General features: G+C 68.6%; 16 protein-coding genes. 5 read left to right on the top strand and 11 right to left on the bottom strand.

The features are described 5' to 3' along the window. Positions 1-9: 9 nt before the first annotated feature. The 10 genes from ACFSOX_RS09455 to ACFSOX_RS09410 all read right to left on the bottom strand — a co-directional run bounded on the left by ACFSOX_RS09455 (position 10) and on the right by ACFSOX_RS09410 (position 14,148). The gene (locus tag ACFSOX_RS09455) at positions 10-756 is read right to left on the bottom strand and encodes a class I SAM-dependent methyltransferase (protein ID WP_378477555.1); all 747 of its coding nucleotides are present in this window, start codon (positions 754-756) and stop codon (positions 10-12) included. Positions 757-760: 4 nt separating this feature from the next. Beyond that, entirely contained in the window at positions 761-3,283 is a 2,523-nt protein-coding gene (locus ACFSOX_RS09450; RefSeq protein ID WP_378477554.1) for a lysylphosphatidylglycerol synthase domain-containing protein, read from the bottom strand. 317 nt (positions 3,284-3,600) lie between these two features. Beyond that, on the bottom strand, positions 3,601-4,788 hold the full coding sequence (locus ACFSOX_RS09445; protein WP_378477553.1) for a glycosyltransferase: 1,188 nt from the start codon (positions 4,786-4,788) through the stop codon (positions 3,601-3,603). A gap of 112 nt (positions 4,789-4,900) precedes the next feature. Continuing rightward, the gene (locus ACFSOX_RS09440) at positions 4,901-5,911 is read right to left on the bottom strand and encodes an NAD-dependent epimerase (RefSeq protein ID WP_378477552.1); all 1,011 of its coding nucleotides are present in this window, start codon (positions 5,909-5,911) and stop codon (positions 4,901-4,903) included. Then, the gene (locus tag ACFSOX_RS09435) at positions 5,908-7,431 is read right to left on the bottom strand and encodes a glycosyltransferase (protein WP_378477551.1); all 1,524 of its coding nucleotides are present in this window, start codon (positions 7,429-7,431) and stop codon (positions 5,908-5,910) included. Before ACFSOX_RS09435 ends, ACFSOX_RS09440 begins: the two co-directional genes overlap by 4 nt. Positions 7,432-7,591: 160 nt before the next feature. Then, positions 7,592-9,058: a glycosyltransferase gene (locus ACFSOX_RS09430; protein WP_378477550.1), complete on the bottom strand. Its 1,467-nt coding sequence runs from the start codon at positions 9,056-9,058 to the stop codon at positions 7,592-7,594. Between the two features lie 85 nt (positions 9,059-9,143). Then, positions 9,144-10,811, bottom strand: a complete 1,668-nt coding sequence (locus tag ACFSOX_RS09425; protein ID WP_378477549.1) for a glycosyltransferase — start codon at positions 10,809-10,811, stop codon at positions 9,144-9,146. Positions 10,812-10,952: 141 nt separating this feature from the next. Further along, the gene (locus ACFSOX_RS09420; protein WP_378477548.1) at positions 10,953-11,996 is read right to left on the bottom strand and encodes a TylF/MycF/NovP-related O-methyltransferase; all 1,044 of its coding nucleotides are present in this window, start codon (positions 11,994-11,996) and stop codon (positions 10,953-10,955) included. A 15-nt stretch (positions 11,997-12,011) separates the two neighbouring features. Then, positions 12,012-13,337: an ABC transporter ATP-binding protein gene (locus ACFSOX_RS09415; RefSeq protein ID WP_378477547.1), complete on the bottom strand. Its 1,326-nt coding sequence runs from the start codon at positions 13,335-13,337 to the stop codon at positions 12,012-12,014. Further along, positions 13,327-14,148: an ABC transporter permease gene (locus ACFSOX_RS09410; RefSeq protein WP_378477546.1), complete on the bottom strand. Its 822-nt coding sequence runs from the start codon at positions 14,146-14,148 to the stop codon at positions 13,327-13,329. Before ACFSOX_RS09410 ends, ACFSOX_RS09415 begins: the two co-directional genes overlap by 11 nt. 274 nt (positions 14,149-14,422) lie before the next feature. Here ACFSOX_RS09410 and ACFSOX_RS09405 point away from each other — a divergent pair, with 274 nt between their 5' ends. From ACFSOX_RS09405 to ACFSOX_RS09395, 3 genes are all read left to right on the top strand, one after another. Continuing rightward, positions 14,423-15,745, top strand: coding sequence for a nucleotide sugar dehydrogenase (locus ACFSOX_RS09405; RefSeq protein ID WP_378477545.1), 1,323 nt, complete (start codon positions 14,423-14,425; stop codon positions 15,743-15,745). A gap of 127 nt (positions 15,746-15,872) precedes the next feature. Beyond that, on the top strand, positions 15,873-17,798 hold the full coding sequence (gene asnB / locus ACFSOX_RS09400) for an asparagine synthase (glutamine-hydrolyzing) (RefSeq protein WP_378477544.1): 1,926 nt from the start codon (positions 15,873-15,875) through the stop codon (positions 17,796-17,798). Further along, complete coding sequence (locus ACFSOX_RS09395; protein ID WP_378477543.1) at positions 17,777-18,988, top strand: glycosyltransferase; 1,212 nt, start codon at positions 17,777-17,779, stop codon at positions 18,986-18,988. Before asnB ends, ACFSOX_RS09395 begins: the two co-directional genes overlap by 22 nt. On the opposite strand, the gene ACFSOX_RS09390 is transcribed toward ACFSOX_RS09395, so the two are convergent. Continuing rightward, entirely contained in the window at positions 18,969-20,897 is a 1,929-nt protein-coding gene (locus ACFSOX_RS09390) for a polysaccharide biosynthesis protein (protein ID WP_378477542.1), read from the bottom strand. The two genes, ACFSOX_RS09395 and ACFSOX_RS09390, sit on opposite strands and share 20 nt — an antisense overlap. 254 nt (positions 20,898-21,151) lie before the next feature. Between ACFSOX_RS09390 and ACFSOX_RS09385 the strand changes: the two genes are divergently transcribed. After that, positions 21,152-22,213, top strand: coding sequence for an MraY family glycosyltransferase (locus ACFSOX_RS09385; protein WP_378477541.1), 1,062 nt, complete (start codon positions 21,152-21,154; stop codon positions 22,211-22,213). Then, positions 22,213-23,142: an NAD-dependent epimerase/dehydratase family protein gene (locus tag ACFSOX_RS09380; protein ID WP_378477540.1), complete on the top strand. Its 930-nt coding sequence runs from the start codon at positions 22,213-22,215 to the stop codon at positions 23,140-23,142. The genes ACFSOX_RS09385 and ACFSOX_RS09380 overlap by 1 nt, the downstream gene beginning before the upstream one ends. Positions 23,143-23,153: the final 11 nt, after the last annotated feature.

The raw sequence follows: 23,153 nt of genomic DNA, 5'->3' as shown, positions 1-23,153 counted from the left end.
ACCGACTCCTCACCGCCGCTCGAGCGCGACGAAGATGCGGAACCCGAAGGTGCGCCTCAACACGGCTGGAAGCCGGTTCTCGAACGCGATCCCGGGCGACGCGGCCGCTTCGGGGACGAGGCACCAGCTCTTGAATCCGCCGCTCAGCGGATAGACCAACAGGCTGAGCCAGTCGACCGCCTTCACCTCGAACTCCGGCACGGCGGCCGCGAGACGCTTCAGGCCGTTCGCGCGTCCGAACACCAGCGTCGGAATCGCCTGATTGGAATCGAACGGATCCTTGCCCGACATCTTCTCCGTCATGGCGAACGGATCCTGCCCCATGATCACGGGCTCCTGGTGGACGAAATGATAGAACCACCAGGACACCGGCGTGATGCCGGGCTCGATCATGAGGAGACGCCCGCCCTTCCGCAGCACCCGCGCGGCCTCCTTCAGGAAGACGATCGGCCGGTCGAGATGGTGGAGGACGTCGAGCATGATGATCGACGCGAAATGTCCGTCCGGGAACGGAAGCTGATGCGCGTCGGCGACCGTGTCGATGCCCGGAAACGGCAGGATGTCGAGACTGACCGCGTCGGGACGGAAGTTCTTGACGTGGGCGGAGCCGCCGCCGATGTCGAGAAGCGGCCCGACGGGGGCCAGCTCGAGCATCCGGCGATAATAGTCGGAATAGACGATGCGCAGGACGTCCTTGCGCTCCCAGACGCGGCGATGCTCCAGGAGACGCGCATCACTCTGAACGTCGGCGGTCATCGGGTCAGATCGCCTTCAGCTTTCGCCACGCGAAGACCACCATGCGGAGCAGGAGGAACCCGTCGCGGAAGCGCGAGATCTGCGTCTCGCCGTAGACACGCGCCTTGTAGTGGACCGGCACCTCGACGATGCGCAGGCTCTGCTTCGACGCCCCGAAGATCAGGTCGAAGTCGCCGAACGGATCGAACTCGCCGAAATAGTTGCGGTTGGCCGCGATGCGGTCGTAGCCCGCCCGGGTGACGACCTTGGTCCCGCACAGCGTGTCGGTGAAGCGCTGGTTCAGCAGATAGGTGAACAGCCAGGCGAAGATGCGGTTGGCGATCAGGTTCAGGGGCCGCATCGCCTCCTTCTCCATCGGATAGACGAGACGGCTGCCGTTGATGAACTCGCCCTTGCCGGACGCGATGGCGCGATAGAAGCGCGGCAGCGCCTCGGGCGGCACGGTCATGTCCGCGTCGAGGATCATCAGGATGTCGTGCTTGGCGGCGTCGTAGCCCTTCCGCATCGCATCGCCCTTGCCCTTGCCGCTCTGCTTGAGCACCTGGATGTCCCACTCGCCGGCGTACTTCTCCTTGATGCGCAGGCACTCCTCGTAGGTGCCGTCGCGCGAGTTACCCTCGATGAAGACGATCTCCTGGCGCGAGCCGAACCGCGGCATGCGCTGCACGATCGGCTCGATGTTGCCGCGCTCGTTGCGACACGGCACGAGCACGCTGACCGACATGTCCCGCGGCGTCTGGGCGCGCAGGCTGCGCGCGACGATGTAGCGGCGCAGGCACAGGTTGCGGATCAGCGGCAGGGTGCCGATGTAGCGATTGATCAGCGTGCCGAGACCGAGCAGGCGCATCGGGACGAGCTGGCGCATCTCGCTGCGCACCGGCTCGAAGTCGGCGAGGTGGAGCAGGTTGGCGAAGTCCGTATCGGTGATGAAGTTCGCCTGGGGCTGGCCGCGGCGGAAGCCGAGCTTCTCGGCGACGTAGATGAGCGGCTCCCAGAAGTGGGAGTAGTAGGAGATGACCAGCCGGGTCTCGGGGCCGCAGAACCTGTGGAGCTGGTTGAGCGCCGTCTCGAGGTCGTCGAGCAAGCCGATCGTGTCGGACATCACGATGTAGTCGAACGTCCCGTCGATGCCGGCCATCGTCGCCGGATCCTCGACGTCGCCGACCCGGAACTCGAGCCCGCGGTGGTTCCGGCGGGCGATCCGGATCATCCGGGGCGAGAAGTCGAGACCGAGACCGTAGGACGGGTTCAGCCGCGCCAGCAGGTCGCCGGTGCCGCAGCCGAGATCGAGCACGCGCGCGCCTTCGTTGACGAGAAACCGCATGGTCCCGCGGTCGTCGGCGAAGTAGCTCCGGTTCTTCGTGATCCACGCGTCGCGGCTGTCGGCGACGAGCTCGGCATGCGCGAGAATCTCGCGCTTGCGCGGGGTCAGAGACGCGGAGACGTCAGGCTCCGGCTCCTCGTCGAGCGGCCCGGGACCGCCGGCGGCGGCAAGGGCGGCGGAGGCCGGACGGGCCTCGTCGGTCGCCGTCTCGTCCTGCCGCATGACGCTCTCGGCGAGCCAGACCAGGCCGCCCACCAGGCCGACGGCGACCAGCGACAGGCCGAGCAGCACCGACAGGGCGAGCGCGGACTCGGCCGGCATGCCGAGATGCCCCAGGATCACGACGCTCGCGCTCTCGCGCACACCCCAGCCGCTGAACGAGATCGGGACCGCCGCGGCGAGCAGGATCGCGGGCAGCGCGACGAACGCCAGGACCAGATCGAAAGAGAGACCGAGGCTGCGGGCGAGAACCAGAAAGGCGACCGCCGTGATGGAATGTCCGATCAGCGAGTGCCCGAGAGTCTCGACGGTCGCGACCGGGCTCTTGAACACGCGCGCGACGCCGTCGGACAGCCAATAGAGCGGCCGCGTGATCGTGATCCGCCGCAGGGCCGGCAAGACGGTCGACAGAAGCGCGCCGACGATCGCTCCGCCGACCACCACGGCGATCACCGCGGCGAGCACGTTGGCGGTCAGGGCGGCGGAGGGGATCTGTGAGAGGTAGTACGCGCCGACCACCGCCATCAACGTCAGCGTGAGCAGGCCGAGCGCGCGATCGACGAAAACGGCGACGACCGAGACTCCGAAATTCTGCCCGGCCTGTCGCGCCCGCAGCACCCGATACGCATCGCCGCCGATGGTCGACGGCAGCGCCTGATTGAAGAAGTTCGCCTCGACATAGCCGGCGAGCGCGACGCGGAACGGGATGGGCTCCCCCTGCGTGCGGCACACGCTCATCCAGCGCGCGGCGGCGAAGATGTGCTGAAACACGATGAGGCCGGTGGCCACCGCGAAGAGCCCGACGTCGAGGCCGGAGAGCACGCGCGCGGCACCGCTGATGTCGATGCTCCGAGCGATGATCCAGAAGATCAGGACGCCGATCGCGATCCGAACGAGAAGCCCGAGCACCGGCAGCCGGCCGCGGGCGGGCGTGCCCACGTCGGGCACGTCCATCGGCCCGGCGTAGATCGCTTGATCGGTCATGCACTCCCCTCCGCGCGTCCTTCGCATCGATATGCCGCCACCGCCCGGTCTGCCATCGCTCGTCTGGTGGTGATCCCCGGGATCGACGGCGCCGACGCGGAGAGCAATGCTTGGCGGGCCATCCATACTATGCCCGGCAGAATGCGCCAACCGGGGCGGACGTGGCCTCGGCAGGGCGTGTTTCGGGGAACACGGCCCGCGGTCACTCGGCCGATGACGCATCGACCGGGAGCATTAGCACATACGACGAAGGTCGGAACCCGGGCTCTCGGGCCGGCTCGTGAGCATCGCGGCTCGGCGAGGGTGGCAGCCGCGCGCTACCCTGACGGGGCTTCTCGGCCCGCCTCGGTGCGGGGAGCGCGATCGCTCACCGGATGGGGCCGATCGGCCGGGGACGTCGGCGGGGCCGGCTCGGCGGCGTAGAGCGCGGCGAAGCGGGCCTGCGCCCGGGCGATGGAGAAGCAGTCCACCACGCGGGCCCGCGCCCGCGCCCCGCGATCCGCCCGTCCCGCAGAGCCTTCGGCGACCAGCCGGCGGACCGCCTCGGCGAACGCTCCCGGATCGCCGGGCCGCACCAGGAGACCGGTGTCGTCGACGATGAGGCGCGTGTCCCCGACGTCGGTCGCGACGGCCGGAAGGCCGCAGGCCATGCCCTCGGCGATCGCGTTCGAGAAGCCCTCGGTGGTCGAGCTCGACACGACGATGTCGGCCGCCGCGAGGAGGCGCGCGACGTCGTCGCGCTGGCCGAGCCCCAGCACGTTGGGGCGCGGCGGCAGCCGCTCGGTCCCCGCCCCGATCATCATCGCGCGGACCTCCGGAAGCATGTCCATGGCGGCCAGGAAGCCGTCGTGATCCTTGGCCGGATCGACTCGCGCGACATGGGCCAGGACGACGCCCTCGGCCGGCAGCCCGAGCTCGTCCCTCACCGCGAGACGGCCGGCCGGATCGGGACGAAAACGATCGGTATCGATGCCGTTCGCCACCACCTCGGCACGGCGCGGCCGGTAGCCGAGCCGCAGATGCGCCTCGAGGCCGGCGCCCGAGTTGGCCGTCACGACGTCGGGTTGCCCGGACAACCGCGCACAGGCCCGCACCACCAGGCCGAGCTGGCGGCCGTAGCGGGCGAGATCGAGGTCGGCGCAGCGGATGCCCCAAAGCAGCCGGGTCCGGCGGCGGCGACCCGAGAGCCGCAACGCCAGAAGGGCGGCGAGATCGCCGTGATACATCCAGCCCTGGACCACATCGGGCCGCTCGCGCGCGATCAGGCGTGCGAGACGGATCAGTCCGGCCGGCATGCCGAGGACCGTGTCGAACCGAAGCTCGACGACCCGGATGCCGGCCGCGCGCAGCGTCTCGACGTGACGGCCGCCCGGCAGCAGGCTGACCACGATCGGCGTCTCGGCGAGCCGCGGCTCCGCCGTGACCAGCCGCTCGAGCATCGCCTCGGCGCCGCCGACCCGCAGGTCGGTGATCACGAAGACGATGGTTCCCGGCCGTCGACTCAACGCCCGCTCTCGCTGGTTCGGACCACCGCCGGCGTCGGCGGAAAACGGAGGGGCTCTATCACGGCCGATCTGTTCGGTCGAGCCGCACCGCCGCAGGGCCGCGCGCAAGACTTCAGTTCACCTTGTAGAAGTCGCGGTACCACCGGACGAAGCGGTCGATGCCCTCCTCGATCGGCGTCGCCGGCTTGAAGCCGACCGCCTCGACCAGCGCGTCGACGCCCGCATAGGTCCGCTCGACGTCGCCCGGCTGCATCGGCAACATGTTCAGGATCGCCTTGCGACCCGTGGCGCGCTCGATCTGAGCGATGAAGTACATCAGCTCGACCGGGTTGTTGTTCCCGATGTTGTAGATTCGATAAGGGGCCGTCGAGGTGGCCGGATCGGGAGACGCCGAGTCCCAGGCCGGATCGGGCTCGGCCACCTTGTCGAGCGTGCGCACGACGCCCTCGACGATGTCGTCGATATAGGTGAAGTCGCGCGCGTGCTTGCCGTTGTTGAAGACGTCGATCGGCTCGCCCTTCAGGATCTTCGACGTGAAGATGAACATCGACATGTCCGGCCGGCCCCACGGACCGTACACGGTGAAGAAGCGCAGCCCCGTCATCGGCAGACGATACAGATGCGCATAGGTATGTGCCATCAGCTCGTTGGCCTTCTTGGTGGCGGCGTAGAGGCTGAGCGGATGGTCGACGTTCTGGCTCACCTCGAACGGCATCGCCGTGTTGGAGCCGTAGACGGAGCTCGACGAGGCGAACACGCAGTGGGCGATGCCGTTGTGGCGGCAGCACTCCAGCACGTTCATGAAGCCGACGATGTTGACGTCGATGTAGGCGTGCGGATTGATCAGCGAATAGCGGACGCCCGCCTGCGCGGCGAGATTGACGACGCGGTCGAAGCGATGCGCCCGGAACAGCGCCTCGAGCCCCGCCCGGTCGCCGAGATCGAGCCGCGCGAACTCGAACCCGGGCAAAGGAACGAGCTGTGCGAGGCGCGCCTCTTTGAGCGTGGGATCGTAATAATCGTTGAGGTTGTCGAGCCCGACGACCGTGTCGCCTCGCCCGAGCAGAGCCTTCGACGTGTGGAATCCGATGAACCCCGCGGCCCCGGTCACCAGAACTTTCATTTCGTCTCCGATTCGCTCGCCGCGCCGCGGCGGCCGGTGAGCCGGCCGCCGTCCACGCCGTAAAGCTCGCAGGTTTCACGCAGCATGCGATCCAGCCCGAAGCGCTCGCCGACGAAGCTAGGCCCGGCGGATCGCATCCTGTCCGAGAGAGCACGGTCTTCTAGCAGGGTCGTGACACGCTTCGCCAGATCGAGCGGATCGTATCCGGCGACGACGAACCCGGTCTCGCCGTCGTCGATCGTCTCGGCGGTGCCGCCGGCCGCGGTCGCCACCACGGGCACGCCGAGCATGCTCGCCTCGAGGACGATGTTCGGCGTGCCCTCGAATCGCGACGTGAGCAGCATGACGTCGAAGAGGCCGAGGCCGAGCGCCGCGCCGTCGATCGGACCGGGCAGGTGAAAGACCTCGCGAAGGCCGTTCTGCCTTGCGAACTGTTCGAGCGCGTGCTGAAGCGGCCCGGCGCCGAACAACACGAAGTGACAGTCTCCGACCCGGCGATGGATCTCGAGCGCGGTCCTGATCCACAGGAGCGGCTGCTTCTCCGGATAGAAGCGGAAGATCGAGCCGACGACCGGCGCGCCGTCGGGGATGCCGATCGATCGCCGCAGCCGCGCCACCGCGTCGGCCGGCGGACGCCGAAACACGCCCGTGTCGACGCCGTTGCGCAGCACGACGAAGCGTTCGGGGGCGATCCCGATCCAGCGGGCATAGTCGCGGGCGCCCGCCTCGCTGTTGTTGAGCATGACGACGTCGTCGCAGGCGGCGAGATCCCGATAAGCGAGCTGCATGTGCGATCGGCAATAGCCGAAATGCTCCGCCGCCATGTTGCGGCTCGCCAGGATGATGTGCGGCACGCCGACGATCCGGGCCGCATAGCCGGCCGCGATCGAGACCGAATCCTGCCAGGCGTGGACGACCGACGGCTTCAGGCGCGCAAAGTCGGCGGCGAAACGCACCACCTCGCCCTGCACGTCGGCGGGCATCCAACCGACATGACGCAGCAGCTCCGGCAGCGCGTGCGGCCCGATCTCCTCGGCGAGGAGGCCGAGGGCCTCCTCGATCCCGATCACGTTGCGCAGGACGGGCAGCGCGGCCCGGTCGACGGCGGCGAGCCGGGCGAGATGAAAGTCGGACTCGGTGTCGGTCCCGAGCCGCCGGCACAGGAGGCCGAGCGGACGGTCCACGACGCCGGCGAGGCCGGTGAGCGTGGTGACGATCTGCCGTTCCACACCGCCCCAGGAGAGGGCGTCGTTGCACAGGAGAATCGGACCCCCGGCGAAGCGCGCGCGGGAAAGAAGCGGAGCCGCGTGCGCCGGCGTCGTGTCGCGTGCGGCGAAGTCGATGCGTTGGCGCCGCGCTCGGACGACGTCGAGCCCGCTCGCCAGCCAGAGCTTCACGCGCAGCGGCAGGACGCGCCGGGCGGTTTCGCGCGCGAGCCTGTGGATGCGGCCACTCCAACCCGAGACGAGATGGACGGGAGGAGAGTGACGCGCGACGGAATCGCTCGGCCCTCCAGGCATCGTTCCAGGCTCCCGAAATCCCATGATGGCCGGAGGGGGCGGTAGACCGCGTGCTGCAGCCGACACCGCTCGCGCTCGACGCCGCGGCGGGTCGTCGCTACCCGACATCGCCATCGACGGCAAGCCCGACCCCCGCGTGGCACGATCCCGGCGCCCGGCCTCAACCATAGAGCGCCGTCGTTTCCACGATCATCCGTTCGAGCCCGAAGCGATCCAGGACGAACCGCGGGCCGGCCTCGCGACAGCGCTTTGTCCATGCCGGATTCCGCAAGACCTCCAGAACCTTATCCGCGATCGTCTCGGCCACATTCGGGGGGCCGGCAGGGCCCTCGTCGGCGCCCGCGGCGCCCCGCACGACGATGCCGGTCACGCCGTCGGCGATCGTCTCGGCGGTCCCGCCCGCATCGGTCGCGACGACGGGCACGCCGGCGAGCGACGCCTCGATGACGACATTGGGCGTGCCTTCGTGTGCGGAGACGAGGAGAAACGCGGTCATCGCCGCCAAGGCGTCGCCGACGTGGCGCACCGCGCCCGGCAGGTGAAGCACGTCGGCCATGCCCCGCCGCCCCGCCTCCTGGAGCAGGAGCGGACGCATCGGGCCGTCCCCGACGATGACGAAATGCGCGGCGGGCAGCCGCTCGCGCACCCGCGCCGCCACCTCGAGCCACAGGAGTGGACGCTTTTCCGCGTGGAGGCGAAAAACGCCGCCGACCAGCGGCGCGTCGGGCGGAACGCCGAGCCGGGCCCGGAACGCGGCTCCGTCGGCGGCACCGAGCGCCACGATCTCGGCCGGCGCGATGCCGTTCCGCACGACCACGAACCGGGACGGCGGAACGCCGAGCCACGCAGCGTAGTCGTCGGCGCCGGCCCGGCTGTTGTTGATCAGCACGACGTTCGGCTCGGCCGCGAGGGCCTGATAGGCGACCCGCATGTAGGGCCGGTCGTAGGAGAAGTTCGGCGGGCTGACGTTGCGGGTCGAGATGACGACGCGGCGCACCCCCACCGCGAGCCCGGCGATGGCCGCGGCGATGCCGACCGAATCCTGCCAGCCGTGCACGACGTCGGCGCGCCGCACGACGATCTCGGCGGCGAGCCTGACGATGTCGTCCGCGACGTCGTCGGGCGCCCAGGCGAGGTCGCGCCCGAGTGTCGGAACGAAATCCGGGCCGAGGATTTCGGCGAGCCTACGCTCCGCCGTCGCGGTCCTGGTCACGGTATCGATCACGGCACCGGTGCCGGCGAGCGCCGGGGCGAAGTGATCGAATTCCGGGCTCTCGCCCAGCCGGAAGCCGACCAGCTGCGGGGCGGGATCGCACCGGGCCGCCTGACCCTTCAGCAGATAGGCGAGCTGGCGCTCGGCGCCGCCGCAGCCGAGCGACTCGGTGACATGGAGGACCAGCCCGGGGATCGGCGGCAGGGACCGCGGCGCGCCGACCGGCGGCCGCGGCAAGGCCGGGACGGCGTTCGCCCTGGACGCCTCGACGGCTCGCAACGCCGCCCGGAACGTCGTTCCGACGCGGTGGTGCAGGCGGCGCGGCACGATCCGCCGCAGCATCGGGCGCAGCGCGATCAGTCGTTGAACCGCCACGTTGGCGAGCGTGACGAGGAGCGCCTTCACCTTCGACACCTCGATCGTGACTCCGATTGCGACGTGACCTACGCCGTGGACCCGGCCATACGGACCGGCGCTCCGAGCACCCGCGGAACGAGACTTATCGGCCGTAGACCGCGCGCGTCTCCGACAGCATGCGCTCGCGGTCGAACGCGTGCCGTGTCAAGATCGGCAGCTCCGCCCGCCGCCGCGCCCGCAGCGTGCCGTCGTCGTCGATCAACCGCAGGATGGCGCGCGCGTAATCCTGGGGGTCGTCGCCTTCGATGGCGAAGCCGGAGAGCTCCGCCGACACCAGCGCCTCAGGGGCGCCGCCGACCGCGCTGGTGACGACCGGAACGCCCCCGAGCTGAGCCTCGATCAGCACGTTCGGAAGACCCTCCACCCGCGAGGTCAGCAGCAGGCATTCCATCAGCGCCATCGGCAGCGCCGGCTCGGCGGAACGGCCCGGCATCACGAGCCGGTCGCCCAGCCCGGCGGCTAGCCCGGCCGCCCGGGTCGCCTCGCGATCCGGCCCGTCGCCGACGAGCAGGAAATAGACGTCCGGCCGCGCGGCGGCCACGGCCGCCGCGATCCTGATCCACAGATCCGGACGCTTCTCCTCGGAGATGCGGAACACCGAGCCGACCACGCGGGCTCCGTCGGGAATGCCGAGGCGAGCGCGATACGCGACGATCTCGTCCGGCGTGGGCGTGCGGTGCTCGCCGTCCTCGATGGCGTTCCGGATCACCGTGATCCGGTCGACGGCGATGCCGAGCCACTCGGCGTAATCGGCCGCGCCGGCACGGCTGTTGTTCAACATGGTGACGCCCGGGGACTCCAGCAGGAAGCGATAGCCGGGCCGCATGAACGGCTGATGGAACGCGAACCGCGTGGGCGCGAGCGAGCGGCCCGACAGCACGATCCTCGGCACGCCGGCGATGACGGCGGCGACGCCCGCCGCGATGTTCGACCAGTCGAGCCAGGCATGCACGAGCCCGGGCCTCTCGTCGGCGAAGAGGCCGAGATATCGGCACACGTCGGTGAACAAGAGATTGTCGTGGCCGAGAACCCGGCCGAGCTCGATCAGCATCGGCGCCCAGGCGGACGGCAAGAAGAGAACCTCGCGTTCCGGCGCTTCGAGCACGCGGACGCCGGCCTGCTCGACGCGATCGAGAAAGAAGTCGCCGCCCGCCGCGGTGCTCTGGACGGCCAGCGACAGCTTCGGAACGCTCCCGGCGAGGCCGACCGAGGTGTAGGCCACCTGGCGTTCGGACCCGCCGGCGCCGAGGCTTCCCGTGACCAGCATCACGTGGCCGGGGTCGAACACGATCCGGTCGGGCGGGCGACGCTCGCACTCCGCCTGCACGTACTGGAACAACGCGCTCCAGAACGGCTCGTCACGGTAGTTCGTCAGGCCGGCGAGACGCAAGCGCTTGCCGAGCATGGCCCCGGCCAGTCGGCGAAACGGGGGCAGGTCGAGCGCCCGGGCCGCAAGGGCGTTCGCGACGCGAGACGCCATGGCCGCACGGATCGAGCGCAGGACGAAGCGCTGCCTCACGTGACAGTAATAGCCGAGATCGCGGACACCACGAGCCTGCATGCGCCGGAGGACGGTCAGTCCGAGATTCGGTGCGCCGAACAGGGCCGCCACCGCGGGGGACATCCGGTCCGGAAGGTTGATCTCCATGTAATGCCAGTCGATCCATCCGACCCGACCGGGGAACTTCTCCGCCAGCGCCTCCGCCCGCCGCGGCATGATCACCGAGGCCACACCGTCGATTTTGAGCAATGCGGCGGCGGTGATCTCTTCTGCCAAAAGTAGGACGACGCCGTGACCCACATCCGCGAGCGCAGCAGTCAAGCCATTGTGGAAGGATGTATTGAATTCCATGACCGCGACTGTTTCGCCCCAGTGCCACCCCACAGCGCCTCAAATCTTGATTACAAGCCCCTGCCCCGTCGGCAAACTAGCGACATTCTCTTTCCTCGGAGCAAAGAAGTCGTCCACGGCACGCTTCGCGCCGGGGCAGGAATCCGTTCCGTAGTCGTCACATATGATGATGCCCCCGCTGACGACGCGTTCGAAAAAATACTCCAGCGTATCCCAAGTAGGTTGATACAAATCAACGTCTATATGGACAAACGCTATAGGGTTATCCGGGGCATCCTTGAACCTATCTGGTATCCAACCTTTATAGATATTACAGCAGTCGAATCGACTCAGATTTTTGGAGATCTCATCGACAGAGACTGAAAAAACACCGGGCGCCCAATAGCTGCCATCGAACTCCCCTGGCACGGAGAGTCCCTCAAAAGAATCGAACAAGTGCACCCTCCTGCCTTTCGGCTGAGCCGCGACACACAACAGTTCAGCCGTGGCGCCACGATAACAACCCGCCTCCACGAAGTCGCCATCGAGATGCTCGACGAGCTTCAGCATTTGATCGACCAGGTACTTCCTGTCATACGAGTGCCAATTCCCATAATCCATGTAACGCTTATAATATTCCTTGAACGACTCGTCGTTGAGCCAAACTCGCCCAAACTCGCTGAACTTGAACTTCGGATAAACAGCAAAAGATAGCCGCTCGGCAACTTGATATCGCTCGAACTCCGTCCAGGTCGGCGCAACCGCCGCCAGAATCTCTGCCAACGCCTCGATGGTTACGACCTGTGCTTTTGAGACAGATTCCGAGCCTCTTGGATCTCTCAAAAACAACCCCGCAATTTGCTCTCCTATGGCCAAGGGGCTCCCCGATTGAGCCAGGATCTTTGCCGCCAAGATCTCTTTGTCCGTGAGTTCGCGATTCGCGCTTGTGAGAAGCGCGAGAGGATCGACCGCACGAGCCAAGTCGGAAACCAGGATGGATTGTGGAACCGTATAGATGGTGTCGTCGGGCGCGACGCGTCGGCGAGCCGACTGTTCGTTGTCCGGCGTTGGCGGCACCCCACCGGGGGAGCGATCGTCAATCATCTCAAAGTTCCTTTCTCACGAACGCCGCAACAGACCATCAATGCCCGAAGAACCTTCGAGAGACCGCTCTTCGCGGCTCATTTGAAGCTCGGCTTCCAGGTTGACGATGCTCTCAGTGAAGATCTTTCCTGGCCCCCGAACTTCGAATTGAATCCCGTTGTCGAGAAACGCAATCTTCTGACCGGTCCGCTCGTCGGCGGCGCCAAACGTCACGAAATAAATACCCGCGCTGAGCCACATTCTGACCGGGGCGCGACAGGTGATTATCTCGCCAGCTCGGAGCGAAGGCGCAGGCATACCTTGGCTGGTGGTCGTGATCCCGAACAGAACCGTGGATCGCCGATCGCGGATAGCAAACCCGAGCGTGTAGCCGTCCAACGGCCTGTCCGCTCGCATGCGGAACGCTAAGCAGTACTCGTCGCCACTCTGCAGTTGATCAATCTTGTTGCCAAAAGAGTCGTAAATGCCAAAATCGATCACCGTGGCCAGATCGGATTCGTAGAGAACGCCCCCGGCTGCGCACCCCTGAGATACAGACCCATCGACCGGTTCCGACAGAACTCTGGCTCGTCCACCGAAAAGTATCTTCTGGTACTCCAATGTCATGGAGGACGGATCTCCATCCCCTTTTATGTGCCCTCGATCCATGATGAGCATCCGATTGCACAACGTGGAGATCGTGTTCAGGTCGTGGGAAACGATAACAACCGTGCACTCCGATCCGCGAAGTTCTCCCAATCGCTTGAAACACTTCTGTTGAAATACGGCATCTCCGACCGACAACGCCTCGTCGAGGATCAGGATGTCGGATCGCAGCAGCGAGGCGACCGAGAAGGCGAGGCGGACGTACATGCCGCTCGAGTAGCGCTTCACCGGCACGTCGATGAAGCGGTCGATGCCGGCGAAGTCGATGATCTCGTCGAGCTTGGCCTTGATCTCGGCCTGCCGCAGCCCGAGCAGCGCGCCCGCCATGAAGATGTTCTCGCGGCCCGTCATGTCGGGGTGGAAGCCTGTGCCGACCTCGAGCAGCGAGCCGACCCGGCCGCGCAGCATCGCCCGCCCGGTGGTCGGCGAGGTGACGCCGGAGAGGATCTTCAGGAGCGTGCTCTTGCCGGAGCCGTTGCGGCCGACGAGGCCCAGCACCTCGCCCTGCTTGATCTCGAAGCCGACGTCGCGCAGCGCCCAGAAGTAATCCTCTTCCTCGTTACGCCCGGCGAAGCCCACGAACTCCTTCCAATGGTCGCGCAGCCCGCGGAGCGCGCCGGCGCCGGCGTGCCGCTTGGGCACGAGATAGCGCTTGCCGAGCCCTTCGCAGCGAATGGCGACATCGTCAGAGGACATCGACCGTCTTCCGTTCGTTGAGAGAGAAGACCACCAGCCCGGAGACGAACACGACGGCGACCAGGGCGAGCGCGATCGGCAGCGCCATCGACAGGGTCATCGGCTGATCGAGGAGGAGCCAGCGGAACGTCTCGAGCGGCCAGTACATCGGGTTGAGCTGGTAGAAGAACCGGAACCGCTCCGGCACCACGCTGGCCGCATAGAGGACCGGTGAGAGATACATGCCGGCCTGCAGCACGATGCCGAGCACCGGGCGGATGTCGCGGAACTTCACGATGACGGCGGCGACCCACAGGCCGAGCCCGGCGCCGGCGAGCGAGATGCCGAGGAGGACGAGCGGCCCGAGCACCAGCACCTTCCACGAGGCGTAGTAGCCGAACGCCATCGCCAAGAGGAGCAGGATGCCGAACTGCAGCGCGGTGTCGAACAATTCGCGCAGCACGGCGGCGATCGGCAGCACGATGCGCGGGAAGTAGACCTTGGAGATGAGGGTGATGTTCTCCTGCAGCGAGCCGGCGACGGCGAGCGTCGTGCGGGTGAAGTGCTGCCAGGGGATCAACGCCGTGAAGACATAGATGGCATAAGGGTACTCGTTGGTGTCCACGCGCAGCAGGAAGCCGAACACGACCGTCATGAGGGCGAGCTGGGCGAGCGGCTCCAGCACGGCCCAGGCGGTGCCGAGCGCCATCTGGCGATAGCGGCTCGCGAGGTACCGCTTCGCGAACAACCAGATCAGCTCGCGATGTCTCCAGAGCTCGTCGAGTGGCGGAAAAGGCGACCGATCGCGCGCGTCGATGATCTTGACGTCCATCCTGCCTCGCTGTGCCGGTCGATTCCGCCCGCGTCGGCCGGACGCTCACGAACCGCGCGACCCGCGCGGCGCGGCCCCGACTCGAGGACTCCGGTCGCACGGCCGTCTCGTGCGCGGGTCCGGCAGGCCCGGGCTCATATCATGGGCTTCCGGACGTGTCGAGACTGCCGAGCCGGGCGGATAAACAAGTACTTGCGGGGTCTTGCAGGTTTGACGCGGCGTCTCGGATTGTATAATCGAACGACGTTTTCTGTCCGAAATCCAGGTTTCTACGATGCCCTCCTCGGCCCCGACCGGCGATTCCAGCGCGACGCGCGCGCACGGCCGCACGATCGCCGTGATCGGGCTCGGCTATGTCGGGCTGCCGGTCGCCGTGTCGTTCGGCCGGGCCGGCACGCCGACGATCGGGTTCGACATCAACCCGGTGCGGATCGCCGAGCTGTCGAACGGCCACGACCGGACCTGCGAGGTGGCGGACGCGGACCTCGCCGCGGCCCGCATCCGCTTCACGGCCGACCCGGCGCAGCTTCGCGAAGCGGATTTTTTCATCGTCACGGTGCCGACCCCGATCGACGCGGCGAAGCGCCCCGACCTGACGGCGTTGCGCAAGGCGTCCGAGACGGTCGGGCGAGCGATGCCCCGCGGCGCGATCGTCGTCTACGAGTCGACGGTTTTTCCGGGCGCCACGGAGGAGTTCTGCGTGCCGATCCTGGAGGCTGCCTCCGGCCTCGCCTGCGGGCGGGATTTCACGGTCGGCTACAGCCCGGAGCGGATCAATCCCGGCGACAAGGAGCACCGCTTCGAGACGATCAGAAAGGTCGTCTCCGGCCAGGACGCCGAGACCCTGGCGACCGTCGCCGCGGTCTACGGCTCGGTCGTGACGGCGGGTGTCTTCCAGGCCTCCTCGATCAAGGTCGCCGAGGCCGCCAAGGTGATCGAGAACACCCAGCGCGACCTCAACATCGCGCTGATGAACGAGCTTTCGGAGATCTTCCATCTCCTCGACATCGACACCTCCGACGTGCTGGCGGCCGCCGGGACCAAATGGAACTTCCTGCGCTTCACGCCCGGTCTCGTCGGCGGCCACTGCATCGGCGTCGATCCATACTACCTGACGCATCGCGCCGAGATCGCCGGCTACCATCCCGAGGTCATTCTGGCCGGCCGCCGCGTCAACGACCGGGTCGGCACCCGCATCGCGCAGGAGTGCGTGCGCAGGCTGATGCGGAGCGGAATCGCCAACGGCCGCGTGGTCGTCCTCGGGCTGACCTTCAAGGAGGATGTCCCCGACATCCGCAACTCGAAGGTCGTGGATGTGATCGCGGGCCTCGAGGCCGCCGGGCTCGAGGTGCTGGTGCACGATCCGCACGCCGATCCGGACGAGGTTCGCCACGAGTACGGCCTGACGCTCGCCCCGGCCGACGTGCTGCGCGACGCGGACGCCGTGGTGTTCGCCGTCGCCCATGCGCAATTCCTCGCCGACCCCTGGGCGCTGGCGGGCTCCTGCCTGAAGAACGGACGCGGGATCGTGTTCGACGTGAAGGCGAGGCTCGACCGGCGCGGCAAGCCCGAAGGGATCGACCTGTGGCGGCTGTGACGAGAACCTCGCGCCGGAGCCATCACGTCATCGCGCGACGCCCGGCCTGACCGGCACGACCGGCTCGCCGCCACCGGACCCGGCCCTGCCCGGAAGACGGATCGGACCGGCCGGGTGGAGACAGATCATGTGCGGCATCACCGGCTTCATCGACTTCGCCCGGAGCACTCCGGCGGACCGTCTCGACACCGTCGTGACCACGATGGCCGCGCAGATGATCCATCGCGGACCCGACGACGCGGGGACGTTCGTCGACGCGGAAGCGGGTGTCGCGCTCGGCTTCCGCCGGCTCTCGATCATCGATCTGACGCCGGCCGGGCATCAGCCGATGGTGTCCTCCTGCGGCCGCTGGGTGATCGTCTTCAACGGCGAGATCTACAACGCCGAGGATCTGCGACCGGACCTCGTCGCGCAGGGCGCGACGTTCCGCGGCCATTCGGACACCGAGGTGCTGCTCGAGAGCATCGCCCGCAACGGCATCGACACCACGCTCGCGCGCATCAACGGCATGTTCGCGTTCGCGGTGCACGATCGCCGGACCCGCACCACGATCCTGGCGCGCGACCGTCTCGGCAAGAAGCCGCTCTATATCGGCCGCTTCGGCCGGACCGTGATGTTCGCGTCCGAGCTGCGCTGCCTGCGGGTGCATCCGGAGTTCCGCGGGGAGATCCGGCCGGAGGCGCTATCGGCCTATATCCGCTTCGGATACGTGCCCCATCCGCTGTGCATCTACCGTGACGTACAGCAGCTCGAACCGGGCGGCGTCGCCCGTGTCGATGCCGAGGGACAGCTCGAGGTCGGATCCTATTGGCGGTTCGAGGACGCCGCCGCCGAGGCGATGGAAGAGGGCTTCCACGGGACCGACGCGGAGGCCATCGACCAGCTCGACGCGCTCCTGCGCGATGCCGTGGGCCGGCGCATGGTCTCCGACGTGCCACTCGGGGCGTTTCTGTCGGGCGGCATCGATTCCTCGCTGGTCGTCGCGCTGATGCAGCAGCAGTCGAGCCGGCCGGTCAGAACCTTCTCCATCGGCTTCGCCGTGGACGGCTACGACGAGGCACCGCATGCGCGTGCGGTCGCCAAGCATCTCGGCACCGACCACACCGAGTTCTACGTGGCCCCGCAGGACGCGCTGGCGCTCGTCCCGTCGATCCCGGACATCTACGACGAGCCGTTCTCCGACTCGTCCCAGATCCCGACCTTCATCGTGTCGAAGATGGCGCGCCAGCACGTCACCGTGGCGCTGTCGGGCGACGGCGGCGACGAGAGCTTCTGTGGCTACGTCCGCTACGACCAAGTCGAGCAGCTCAAGCGTCTGATGGGCGTCGTCCCGTGGCTCGCGCCGCTCGCCGGCTTCGGGAAGCGGGTGCTGACGTCGCGGGCGTTCGGCCCGGCCCGACGCTTCATCCCCGGGCGCACGCTGTCGCGCGGCGAGCGCTGGCTCACCCGCACCGCGGAGGCCGGCCGGCCGAACGCCTTCGAGCGCCACTACCTGCACATGATCGCGCAGGGCCGCCCGCCGGAGGAGTTCCTCGCCGCGCCGCAGGACCGCCTCGCAGACATCTGGAGCGGCTCGCTCGCCGCGCGCTTCCGCGATCCCGTCCAGCGCGCCCAGGCGATCGATTTCATGACCTATCTGCCGGACGACATCCTGGTGAAGGTCGACCGCGCCAGCATGGCGACCAGCCTCGAGGTCCGTGCGCCGCTGATCGACTACCGCGTCGTCGAGCAGGCGTGGCGCCTGCCGATGCACATGAAGGTGCGCGACGGGATGGGCAAATGGATCCTGCGCCAGGTGCTCTATCGCTACGTCCCGCAGAGCATCATCGACCGGCCCAAGATGGGCTTCGGAATCCCGATCGACCACTGGCTGCGCGGTCCCTTGCGGGAATGGGCCGAGGATCTGATCGACGCGGAGCGGCTGCGGCGCGAGGGCGTCTTCAACGCGCCGGCCGTGCGGGCGATGTGGCAGCGCCACCTCTCCGGCGAGACCTGGCAATATCCGATCTGGTGCGTCCTGATGTTCCAGGCGTGGCGGCAGCGCTGGCCGTGACCGCCACGGCGTCCCCTGCCGCGACCGCCGGAGCCGCCGCGGCGACGACGGAGCGCTCGCCGCCCCGTCTCGTCTATCTGGTGACGGAGGACTGGTACTTCCTCATGCACCGCCTGCCGATGGCGCGCGCCGCGAAGGCGGCCGGCTACGACGTGCACGTGATCACGCGGATCAATCGGGAGCAGGATCGCACGGCGATCGAGGCGGAGGGTTTCGTCGTCCATCCGGCCGATCTCGCGCGCGGCAGCCGGCGCCCCGATCGCCTGCTCGCCGCGGTCCGTCGGGTGCGGGCGCTCTACCGCGACATCCGTCCTGACATCGTGCATCACGTCGCCCTGCAGGGCGCCGTCGTCGGCGCGCTCGCCGGGACCGGGCTTCGGCTGCCGACCGTCAACGGACTGACCGGCCTCGGCACCCTGTTCACGTCCGACGCTGGCGTCGTGTCCCGGCTGGTCCGCGTCGCACTCCCCGCCCTGCTCGACCGCGCCCGCTCCCTGACGACGGTGGAGAACCCGGACGACGCCGCTTTGCTCGCCGCGGCCGGCGTCTCGCCGGCGCGGATCGTTCCGTTTCCGGGCTCGGGCGTCGACACCGACCGGCTGACGCCGCTGCCGGAGCCGGACGGCGCACCGACATTCGCCTATGTCGGACGCATGCTGGTCGACAAGGGCGTCCACACCTTGATGAGCGCCTGGCGGATGCTGCACGAGGCCGGGCAAGCGCCGCGCCTGCTGCTCGCCGGAACCCCCGATCCATCGAATTCCACGTCGCTCTCGGAGGCCGAGCTGCGCGCCTTCGCGCAGCTCCCCGGCGTCACCTGGCTGGGCCATGTGTCGGACATTCGCGCCGTGTGGGCCGCGGCGCATGTCGCGGTGCTGCCGTCGCGCCGCGAAGGCCTCCCCGTCAGTCTGCTCGAGGCCGCCGCCTGCGGCCGTCCGCTGCTCGCGACCGACGTGCCGGGATGTCGCGAGGTGGCCTGCGCCGGCATCAATGCGCTGCTCGTTCCGGCCGACGATCCGGCGGCGCTCGCCGCCGCCGTCCGGCGGCTCGCCGCGGATCCGGATTTGAGACGGACGCTCGCCGCGCAGAGCCGATCGCTCGTCGAGGCGCAGTTCTCGGCCGCGATCGTCGGGCGGGAGATCGTCGCGCTCTACGACCGCGTCGCCGCGCTCAAGCAGCCTCGCCCCTGAAATCCGGGATGGCGTCGCGCAGGATCTTCAGAACCTCGTCCTGGGCGCCGTCGGTTCCGTGCGCGAGCGCGCGCTCGAGGGCGCCGAGCCGCGCCTTCATCACGTCGAGCGAGGCGAACACCGGCTTCGCCGCCATCACGCCCGGGATGCCGATCTCCAGCGTCGGCTCGCCGCGTGCGAACAGGATCTCGTTCAGCCGCTCGCCCGGCCGGATCCCGGTGAACTCGATCGCCACGTCGCGCCCCGGCTCCAGCCCGCTCAACCTGATCATCCGCTCCGCGAGATCGACGATGCGGATCGGCTGGCCCATGTTGAGCACGTAGATCGACACTTCCGAGCGATCCGGCCCGAGCGCATGGCTCGACGCCGTGAGGACGAGATCGCAGGCCTCCCGGATGGTCATGAAGTAGCGCACCATGTCGGGATGCGTCACCGTCACCGGGCCGCCCATCTCGATCTGGGCCTTGAACTTCGGGATCACCGAGCCGTTCGACGCGAGCACGTTGCCGAACCGGACCGCGATCAGCCGCGTCGGGCGCCGCTCGGCCGCGCCCGCGCGGCGCACCAGCTCGGCATCGAGCGCCTGGCAGTACATCTCGGCGAATCGCTTGGTCGCGCCGAGCACCGACACCGGCTCGATCGCCTTGTCGGTCGAGATCATCACCATGCCGCGGGCGCCGACCCGCACGGCCGCGTCGGCGACGTTGACGGAGCCGATCACGTTGGTCTTGACGCCCTCGTCCCAGTCGCGCTCGAGGATCGGTACATGCTTGAGCGCCGCGGCGTGGAACACCAGGTCCGGCTCGAACTCGGCGAACAGCCGGTCGATCCGCGTGCGGTCGCGGATGTCGGCGATGCGGCCCTCGATGCTGGCGTCGCTGCCCTTGGCGCGCAACGCATCCATCACATCGTGCAGCGCGAGCTCCGAGCTCTCGATCACCAGGAGCCGCGCGGCGCCGAACCTGATCACGCGATGGCACACCTCCGACCCGATCGAGCCGCCGCCGCCCGTCACCACCACGGCCGCGCCCGCGACGAACCGCTCGAGCTGCAGGTTGTCGATCCCCACACTCGGCCGCAGCAGCAGATCCTCGACGGCGACGGGCGCGAGCCGCAGCACCTGCCCGCCCTCCTCCAGCGACGGCAGCCGATGCGTCGCGATCCCGAGGCGGCGCGCCGTCGTCAGCACGGTCTCCACGCCGGTGCCGGACTCGAAGGCCGACGACGTCAGCACCAGCCGGCGCAGATCGATGCCACGTCCGACGAGGTAGTCGTTGGCCTGCGCGAGATCGGCGAACGTCCCCAGCACCCGCACCCCACGCACCATCTGGCCCTGCTCGGCCTGCGACGGCGACAGGATGCCGACCGGCGCGAGCTGATGCACCGCACCGCTCTCGATCGAGCGCAGCAGCACCTCGGTGTCGGCCGCCCGGCCGAGGATCAGCGTCGCGACCGAATTGCCCTGCGCCAGCGTCCGGCGCCGGGTCCGACTCAGCCGGAACCAGCGATAGGCGATCCGCGGCCCGCCGAGAAAGAAGATCTGGAGGACGAAATAGAGCGCGATGGTGATCTTGCCGAAGAAGAAGCTGCCGAAAAAATACGACGCGACCAGAATGTAGTCGAGCACCAGCAGCGACAGCGACAGGACCGCCGACGAGCGGACGATGTTGACGAGGTCGGGCAGCGAGGCGAACCGCCACTTCGACCGGTACAGGTCGAAGAACCAGTACACGCCGCTCGCATAGACGAAGAAGAACGGCAGGACCACGGCGAGCAGCGACGCCCGCTCCTCCAGCCCCGAATCCTCGAAGCGCACGTACAGGCTCAGCAGCAGCGCCGCGACCGTCGCCACGACGTCGTGCCCGATGATGCAGTACCGTCGCCAGTTGAACCGAACCGGAATACCCATCCGCCGCCTGTCGTCCCGCGTCGCAACCAGACTAGTAGAGCAAGCGTCTGCCCGGCTCAACTGCGAGACATCCGACATCGACGAGCGACCGCGCCGGATTCCACCGGAACGCCGCGACCGTGCGATGGACATTCCTGTGCCGTCTCGCTAGTTCTGCCTCGTCGGGCGGTCCACCCCCGCAAGGCACGGCACGACCTTGGTCACCCGGGCCGGGGTCGTCCGGGTCGCGGTCGTGCGCACGAATGGAACCGGCGATGCCGCACTGGCACACTTCGACACTCCCGGTGCTGGTCGCGTTGGCCGGTCTCGTGGCCACCGCGCTCCTGACCGCCGGCCTAATCCGCGTGCTATTCCCGCTGCTCCGGCGCTACGCCCTGGCGCGCCCCAACGCCCGCTCCTCCCACACGATCCCGACCCCCCAGGGCGGCGGCATCGCCGTCGTCGCGACGACGCTCCTGGTGGCGGCGGGTGCCGCGACCTGGGTCGGCATCGCGCCCTGGCCGCACGAACAGCTCCTGGTTGTCGTCGCCTCGACCGCGATGCTCGCCGTCGTCGGGCTGATCGACGACATCCGTCCGATTCCGCCGGGACCGCGGCTCCTGCTCCAGGCCGTGGCGGTCGCCGCCGTGACGGCGACGCTGCCCGGTCCCGTCGATCTCCTGCCCGCGATTCCGGACCCGATCGAGCGCACCGCGCTCGGCCTCGGCCTTCTGTGGTTCGTGAACCTCGTGAACTTCATGGACGGGATCGACTGGATGACGGTCGCGACCGTCGTTCCGATCACGGGCGGGCTTCTGGTGCTGGCGCAGCTCGGGGCGCTGCCGCCGCCCGGTGGCGTGGTCGCACTCGCGCTGCTCGGTGCGACGCTCGGCTTCGCGCCGTTCAACAAGCCGGTCGCGCGCCTGTTTCTCGGCGACGTCGGCAGCCTGCCGATCGGCCTGCTCATCGGCTGGCTTCTGATCACGCTCGCTGCCCGCGGGCATGTCGCCGCCGCGCTCCTGCTGCCACTCTATTACGTGACCGATGCGACTCTCACCTTGCTGCGCCGGCTCGCCCACGGCGAGCGCGTGTGGGAGGCGCACAAGACGCATTTCTATCAGCGCGCCGTGACGCGCGGGATGAGCGTCCGCCAGGTGATCGGCCGGGTGTTCGCGACCAACACGGCGCTCGTCGTCGCCGCCGTGATCACGGTTCTGGCCGACCAGACCGCCGTCAGCCTCGCGGCGACTCTCGCGGGCGCGGCCGCGGTCACGGCGCTGCTGGTCGATCTCGCGGGATCGCTGCGCGCGGCGACGCCCTCGCGACCGCCCTGCTGATGCGCATCCTGGTCACCGGCGCATCGGGATTCGTCGGCCGTGGCTTGGGTCCGGCGCTCGTGCGCGCCGGACACGTCGTCCGCGCGGCGGCCCGGGATGCGACGGCGATCTCACCCGAACCTGCGGTCGAGCGCGTCCGGCTGCCCGATCTCGCCGGAGAGGTCGACTGGACACCGCTGCTCGACGGCGCGGACGCGGTCGTGCACCTCGCCGGCATCGCGCATCGCAGCGGCGTCGAGGCAGGCGATTACGACCGGGTGATCCGTCACGCGACCGCCGCGCTGGCGCGAGAGTGCGCCGCACGCCGCCTCCCCCTCGTCTTCGTCTCGTCGATCGGAGCCCAGACCGGCTCGGCCGCCGACCATGTCGTCCGCGAGACCGACCCGCCGCGCCCGGTCACGGCCTATGATCGCGCCAAGCTCGCCGCCGAGGCCGCCGTGCGCGAGGCCGGCGGCGCTTTCACGATCCTGCGGCCGCCGCTCGTCTACGGCCCCGGCGTGAAGGGCAACATGGCGCTGCTGATGCGGATCGCCGATCGGCCCTGGCCGCTGCCGCTCGGCGCGTTCCGGAACCGGCGATCGCTGGTCGCACGCGACAATCTGGCCGAGGCGGTCGCGTTCTGCCTCGCCACGCCCGCGACGCGGGGCGAGACCTACGTCGTCGCCGATCGCGAGGCCCTGAGCGTCGCCGAGATGATCGCCGTGCTGCGGACCGCCTGCGGGCGTCCGCAGCGGCTGATCCCGGTTCCTCCACCGCTGATCGGCGGGCTTCTGTGTGCGGCCGGACGCGCCGCGACCTGGGACCGGATCGGCGGCGCCCTGGTGGTCGACCCCGGCAAGCTTCTCGCCGCCGGTTGGCGGCCGGCGGTCGACACCCGCGCCGGGCTCGCCGCGATGATGCGGGCGTACAGGTCGGCCGCAAGGGCGTGAGCGCCGCCGCC

Source organism: Rhodoplanes azumiensis, assembly GCF_042682915.1.
GTDB lineage: Bacteria > Pseudomonadota > Alphaproteobacteria > Rhizobiales > Xanthobacteraceae > Rhodoplanes > Rhodoplanes azumiensis.
The sequence above is the reverse complement of the archived record's forward strand: the minus strand, read 5'-3'. Positions and strand labels throughout refer to the sequence as shown.